Annotated in this window: 4 protein-coding genes; all 4 read left to right on the top strand. The window is 76.6% G+C overall.

Annotated elements, in window-relative coordinates; all coding sequences use genetic code 11:
- Positions 1-1,171 (top strand): hypothetical protein (locus tag D0D28_RS35080; RefSeq protein WP_162831280.1); only part of this gene is annotated, 1,171 nt, incomplete at its 5' end.
- Positions 1,168-1,869 carry a helix-turn-helix domain-containing protein gene (locus D0D28_RS35075; protein WP_116115502.1) on the top strand — a complete coding sequence of 234 codons (702 nt, stop codon included), beginning with the start codon at positions 1,168-1,170 and terminating at the stop codon, positions 1,867-1,869. The genes D0D28_RS35080 and D0D28_RS35075, both read left to right, overlap by 4 nt.
- The gene (locus tag D0D28_RS35070; RefSeq protein ID WP_116115500.1) at positions 1,869-3,518 is read left to right on the top strand and encodes a right-handed parallel beta-helix repeat-containing protein; all 1,650 of its coding nucleotides are present in this window, start codon (positions 1,869-1,871) and stop codon (positions 3,516-3,518) included. Before D0D28_RS35075 ends, D0D28_RS35070 begins: the two co-directional genes overlap by 1 nt.
- A gap of 53 nt (positions 3,519-3,571) precedes the next feature.
- Positions 3,572-4,443: protein kinase domain-containing protein (locus D0D28_RS35065; protein ID WP_162831279.1), on the top strand; the 872-nt coding region annotated here is incomplete at its 3' end.

The following is a 4,443-nucleotide window of genomic DNA, read 5'->3' as shown; positions in this document are numbered from 1 at the left end:
GGAACACCACTCTATTCGTCGGCAGCGGCAGGAGTGGATAGGAGACAGGACGCGGGCGGGGCCGCCGCGACCGCAGAACCGGCCCGCGCACGGCACGCCCGCACCGGCCCGGCCCGCGACCGTCCACACCGAACACACCACCGAACAGACCGAGCCGCCCGGTGAGCGCCCGGAGCACCGGCACGTGCCGGACCTGCCCGCGCTGCGGATCGTGTGCTGGCAGCTCGCCCTGGTGCTGGGCCTGGTCGCCATCGGCCGCCCCTGGCCGGTGGTGGCGGGCCTGCTGACCACCGCCGCCGGGCTGCTGGTCTGGACCGCCGGTCGCGTCGGGGGCCGCTGGCTGTCCGACGAGGTGGCGCTCCGGGTGCGCCTGCTGCTGCGGCGCCGGCGCGCCGCGGGCCGGCGGGACCTGCTGGACACCCTCGCCCCGGGTGCCCGGGTCGGCACCGCCGAACTCGCGGGCGTGCCGGCCGGGGTGATCAGCCGGGACGAGGAGCTGGTCGCGGTCCTGCGCCCGTCCGGCGACGATCCCGGCGCGTTCGCCCGGCTCGCGCTCGCCGGGGCGCTGGTGACCGGCACCGGGGAGCCGCCCGCGATCCGGCTCCAGCTGGTCCTGCACCGCGGGCCACGGCAGACGGACGCCACCCGGGCCTGGCTCGCGGTGCGCGCCCTGCGCGATCCGGCCCTCGCCGCCGACGCCGAGCTGCTCGCCGCGCTGACCAGCGTCGTGCGCCGCGCGCACCGCAAACTCCGCGGCGCCGGCCTGGGCGCGGTCGCCCTGACCGATCAGGAACTGCTCGCGACCCTGGCCGCGCTCACCCACACCGGCCCCGGCCGGGACGCGGTCGCCGAGGAGCGGCGGTACTGGCGGGCCGGCCCGATCACCCAGATCGGCGTGCGCGTGACCGGTCTCGGCGCCCGCCCGCCGCGGGCCCGGGTCCACGCGCTGCACCAGCTGCTCGCCGCCGTGCCCGGCGCCGCCTCGTCCCGGTCGGTCACCGTGCCCGGGCACGACGCCGTGCTGCGCGTCGCCGCCACGACCGACAACGCCGCCGACACCGCCGTCACGCGGCTGCTGTGGGCACCGCCCGCGGGGCTGCACCTGGAACGAATGGACAACCAGCACGCACCGGCCGTCGCCGCGTCGCTGCCGATCGGAGGAAAGCCATGATCCCCCAGCCCGCACTCGAGGCACGCCAGGCCCCGCCGCGACTGGCGGTCCTGAACGGACAGTCCACCGGCGCGCTGGTGTCCCGCCACGCGCGGGTCGCCACCAAGCTGGCCGCCGCCGAACGGGAGGTGCTGGTCGTCAGCTCGCTGTCCGGCGGCCCCGCCGACCCGGTCAGCAGGTTCGGCCCGGTCGACCACGCCAACCTCGCCCGCGGCGTCCGCTACCGCATGCTCGTCCCGGACTCCGCGCGCACGACGCCCGGTCCGGCGCGGCGCCTGGGCAAGCTGGCGCAGGCCGGCGCGGAGATCCGCACGATGCCGGTGGTGCCCGTCGAGGCGCTGGTCGTCGACGGCGCGCTCGCCGTGCTGCCCGGCGAGCAGCGGGACATCGCCGTGCTCCGCCTGCCCAGCGTGATCGGCACGATCATCGAACTCGTCGAGCACCTCTGGCCGGCCGCGGTGCCGCTCGCGCCGGCCGACCCGCCGGCCACCACCGAACTCGCGGGGCGCGACCGGGAGCTGCTGGCGCTGCTGTCCGCGGGCTGCACGGACGAGTCGGCCGCGGCCGCGCTCGGGGTGTCCGTGCGCACGGTGCGGCGCATGGTCGCCGGGCTGATGAACCGGCTCGGCGCGCGCAGCCGCTTCCAGGCCGGGGTCAAGGCCGCCGGGCACGGCTGGCTGGCGGGGAGGGCGAGCTGATGACCGCGGTCGGCGGCCGGACCCTCCTCGTGGCGCCGGGACGGCACGGCGCCTACGCCACCGTCGGCGAGGCGGTGCTCGGCGCGCCCGACGGCGCGTGCGTGTCCATCGCCGCCGGCACCTACGCCGAAACGCTGGAACTGCTCGGCCGCACGCTGACCCTGCGCGCGGCCGAGGGCGCGGAGGTCGTGTTCGACGGCACCGGCGCGGACGTGCCGGTGCTGTCCGCGCGCGGCGGCGCGCTCACCGTGCACGGGGTGACCGTGCGGGCGGGTGGCGCGGCCGGGGTGCAGGCCGAGAACGCGGCGCTGACGCTGACCGGCTGCACCGTGCACGCCGAACGCGGCCCGGCGGTGACGGTCCGCGGGCCCGGGCCGGTGGCGATCACCGACGTGTCGGTCACCGGCGCCGAGCACGGCCTGGTGCTGGAGGGCACCTCCGGGGTGGTGGAGAACGTGACCATCGACAACGTCGCCGCCGACGGGATGATCGTCGGGCTCGGTGCCGACCCGGTGATCCGGTCCTGCACGGTGAGCGGGTGCGGGCAACGCGGGCTCTACATCTACCAGCACGCGCGGCCGGTGGTGGAGAACTGCCGGATCACCCGCACCGCCCAGGCCGGGATCCTGGTGGCGCACCGCGGCGAACCCGTGCTGCGCCGGACCTCGGTGCGCGACGCCGGGGACGTCGGCATCGACGTGGGACCGCACTGCGGCGGGTCGGTCGAAGCGTGCGAGGTCACCAACACGGCCGAGCCCGCGGTGCGGCTCGCGTCCTCGGCGACCGCGACGGTGACGACCGAGCCAGCCGCGCTGACCGGCGGGTCGAGCCCGCTGGACGCCCTGGACGCCGAACTCGACGGCATGGTGGGGCTGCCCGCGGTCAAGGCCGAGGTCCGCTCGCTGGTGGACGAGATCCAGGTGAACTCGTGGCGGTCGCGGGCCGGGCTGTCCACCGGGGCGCTGAGCCACCACCTGATCTTCGCGGGCGCACCGGGCACCGGGAAGACCACGGTGGCCCGCACCTACGGCAGGCTGCTGCGCGAGCTGGGGGTGCTCGGCGGCGGGGAGTTCCGCGAGGTGTCGCGGCGGGACCTGGTCGGCCAGTACGTGGGCCACACCGCCGAGAAGACGGCGACGGTGTTCGAGCAGTCCGTCGGCGGCGTGCTGTTCATCGACGAGGCGTACACCTTGTCGCGGCAGACGGGCAGCGGCGCCGACTTCGGCCAGGAAGCCATCGACACGCTGGTGAAGCTGATGGAGGACCACCGCGAGGAGATCGCGGTGATCGTCGCCGGGTACACCGCCGAGATGCGCCAGTTCCTCGCCGCCAACCCCGGGTTGTCGTCGCGGTTCGCCAAGACGATCGAGTTCGAGAACTACACGCCGGACCAGCTGGTCGGCATCATCGGCCGGATGGTGACGGCCGGCGACTACGACCTGGACCCGCGTGCCGACCCGGTGCTCGCCGCGCACTTCGACCGCCTGTCGGCCGCGCCTGATTTCGGCAACGCGCGCGACGCGCGGAAGCTGTTCGAGGCCGTGCGCAAGGCCCAGTCCGGGCGGCTGCGCCGGCTGGGGCGGGTTCCGGACGCCGCCGAGCTGCGGGAACTGCGGCTCGACGACGTGCTGGCCGCCGTCGGGGCCTGATGGTTCGTACCATGGGAGCGGCGAGGGCGACTGTGATTCCGAGGACGACCACCATGACGGCTGCGGGGGACGCACCCGGCGACCTGGTTCCGCTGGGCGACGGGCCGAGCGCCAGTGTGCTCGCCGGGGTGGACGAGGCGGCCGGGACGGCGTTCGCGCTGAAGGTCTACCCGGGGCGGCTCGACCGCGGCACCCGCGCCCAGGTGGACGCGGAGCTGGGCGCGCTGGCGGCGGTGCGCGGCCGGGCGCCGGTGCTGGTGGCCGACGCGGTGCAGGACCTGCCCGACGGGCGGTGCGCGCTGCGGATGGAGCTGTGCGCGCAGTCCCTGCCGGAGCTGGTGACCGCGTTCGGGCCGATGACGGCGGCCGACGCGCTGGGGCTGGGCCGGTCGCTGGCGGCGGCGCTGGCCGCGGCGCACGCGGCCGGTGTGGTGCACGGCGGGGTCACGCCGGGGAACGTGTTGTTCCGGCCCTCGGGCGAGGCGGTGCTGTCCGACTTCGGTCTGGCGCTGCGCCGGGCCTTCCCCCGCGACCCGGCGCGCGACATCGGTTTCCTGGCACCGGAAACCCTGCGCGACGGCACCGCCGACGAGCGGTCGGATTTGTACGGCCTGGGCGCGATGCTGTACCTGGCGCTGACCGGGCGGTCGCCGCACCAGGGGCGGCCCGGTGAGCAGGAGGGCGAGCTGGTGCTGCGGGCGCTGCACGAGCCCGTGGCGCCGATGGAGCGGGCCGACCTGCCGCCCGGCGTGGGGCAGCTGGTGGCCGCACTGCTGGCCCGCGACCCGGACGCCCGCCCCCTCGACGCGGCGACGGTGGCCGCCCGGATGGGCGCCGCCTTCGGCGAGCGAGCGCTCGGAATCCGCCCCGCGTTCGACGATTTCGGGACGGCGCCGGGCGGGGGGCCGTTCGGTGGGCCGCCGGG

The organism is Amycolatopsis ruanii (assembly GCF_003385175.1).
GTDB classification, from domain to species: domain Bacteria; phylum Actinomycetota; class Actinomycetes; order Mycobacteriales; family Pseudonocardiaceae; genus Amycolatopsis_E; species Amycolatopsis_E thermalba.
Note: the sequence above shows the minus strand (reverse complement) of the source record. Positions and strands in the feature narration are given on the sequence as shown.

Bases quoted from the DNA above. Each gene is read 5' to 3' on its own strand.
- D0D28_RS35075 (WP_116115502.1), top strand. From the start codon at position 1,168: ATGATCCCCCAGCCCGCACTCGAGGCACGCCAGGCCCCGCCGCGACTG.
- D0D28_RS35070 (WP_116115500.1), top strand. From the start codon at position 1,869: ATGACCGCGGTCGGCGGCCGGACCCTCCTCGTGGCGCCGGGACGGCAC.